Here is a 2,305-nt window from a genome sequence, read left to right as displayed (position 1 = left end):
TAAAATGATCTGTAGATAAAAGGATCTGTAGATAAAATGATCTGTAGATAAAATGATCTGTAGATAAAATGATCTGTAGATAAAAGGATCTGTAGATAAAATGATCTGTAGATAAAAGGATCTGTAGATAAAATGATCTGTAGATAAAATGATCTGTAGATAAAAGGATCTGTAGATAAAAGGATCTGTGGATAAAAGGATCTGTGGATAAAATGACCTGTAGATAAAATGATCTATGGATAAAACAATCAATGGATAAAACAATCCGAGGATAAAAGGATTATTAGACAAAACTATCTTTAGATAAAACGATTAATCGTAAGGAGAATGATATTTAATAGACACATCAGCATATATAATATATAAAATATTCACATATAGACGTTAATATGTACATGTAATTTAGCATGTACATATTTTTTTTGTCATTTTTGTGAAAAAAGGTATTGCATTATTTTGGAAACTGTAGTATAGTATCGATATCAGATAAAACGTTTAATCAAACCCGCAGGACAAAGCGCTGGTATCGATAAGAAACGGACGGAGGCATTTATGGAAAAACTAACCTTAGTTCAACTAAACCGTACGAAGATACGGGATTCCTATTGGGATAGATATATAGACCTGGTAAAAAGTACGATTATCCCATATCAGTGGAATATTCTGAATGATAAAATACCGGGTGCCCAGACAAGCCATGGGTTAATGAATTTTAAAATTGCAGCAAAAAGAGAGACCGGTGAATTCTACGGAGTGGTGTTTCAGGATACCGATGTAGCAAAGTGGTTGGAAGCAGTTGCACTTTCACTGGCATCTCACACAGATAAAGAACTGGAAAATACAGCAGATGAAGTAATTGATCTGATTGAAGCGGCGCAACAGCCGGATGGCTATATCAATACATATTTTACAATTAAAGAACCGGAAAAACGCTGGAGTAACCTGGAAGAAGGTCATGAGTTATATACGGCAGGACATCTGATGGAAGCGGCGGTTGCTTATTACAATGCTACCGGTAAACGAAAGTTTTTAGACTGTATTTGCAAATTTGCTGATCTGATCTGCACAGTGTTTTCTAATGAAAATAACAAAGATGGTTATCCCGGACATCAGGAAGTGGAAATTGGCCTTGTGAAGTTATATGAAGTGACCGGAAATCGAACCTATCTTGCACAGGCGAAAGAATTTCTGGAGCGCAGGGGCAGGGAGCCCAATTATTTCCTGGAGGAAGAAAAAAGACCGGATTATAAGAGGATTTTCCCAGAATTTGAAAATTACCTGCCTCTTTATTCCCAGTCACACAAGCCGGTCCGGGAGCAGGATACAGCAGAGGGGCATGCAGTCCGGGCGGTGTATATGTACTGTGCTATGGCGGATGTGGCGTATGAATATCAGGATAAAGAGCTGCTTCAGGTCTGTGAGAATTTATGGAATGACATTTCTTATAAAAAAATGTATATCACGGGAAGTATAGGGAGTTCCGGGTTACTGGAACGTTTTACCACAGGATATGATCTTCCTAACAACCGCAATTACTCAGAAACATGCGCCTCTATTGGACTGGCACTCTTTGGAAGAAGAATGGCACAGATCACAAGGGATGCAAAATATATGGAAGTGGTGGAACGTGCACTGTATAATACACTTTTATCCGGTGTGGCAATGGATGGACAGAGTTTTTTCTATGTTAATCCGCTGGAGGTATGGCCGGATAATTGTATGCCAAGAACTTCCATGGAGCATGTAAAGCCTGTTCGTCAAAAATGGTTTGGCGTTGCATGCTGTCCGCCAAATATAGCCAGAACCTTGGCATCCATTGGAGAATACATTTATTTTTATGATAAATCTTCTATCTGGATCAACCTGTTTATCTCAAGTGAGACAGTGGTTGAGATAGAAGGACACCCGGTTCACCTGAGTCAGAAGACAGCATTTCCCAATGATGGAAAGATAGAAATTACGATTGAGAATGAAGATGAAGCGGAATTTGAGTTGGCTATTCGGATACCTGAATACGTGAAAGAGTATGGTCTTATACTGGATGGAAAGGCAATTTATCCGGAAGTTCAGAAAGGCTATGCAAAAGTAATGATTTCAGGAAAAAATCCTTCGCTGGTTTATAAATTTGCACTAGTTCCCAGAATATTGCGTGCCAATCCCCTGGTTAAAGAAGATGTGGGCAAAGTTGCAATCATGAAGGGTCCGGTTGTGTATTGCCTGGAAGAAGTGGATAATGGTAAAAATCTTCCGGCAATATTTTTGGATCCGGAGCAGGAACTGCAGGAGAGTTATGAAGAAAATTTAT

General features: G+C 38.7%; 1 protein-coding gene. It reads left to right on the top strand.

Annotated elements, in window-relative coordinates:
• Positions 1-552: 552 nt before the first annotated feature.
• The coding region (locus RHS_RS29360; RefSeq protein ID WP_047835224.1) for a beta-L-arabinofuranosidase domain-containing protein at positions 553-2,305 on the top strand (1,753 nt) is incomplete at its 3' end.

It is taken from the genome of Robinsoniella sp. RHS (assembly GCF_001029355.1).
GTDB classification, from domain to species: Bacteria; Bacillota; Clostridia; order Lachnospirales; family Lachnospiraceae; genus Robinsoniella; species Robinsoniella peoriensis.
Note: the sequence above shows the minus strand (reverse complement) of the source record. Positions and strands in the feature narration are given on the sequence as shown.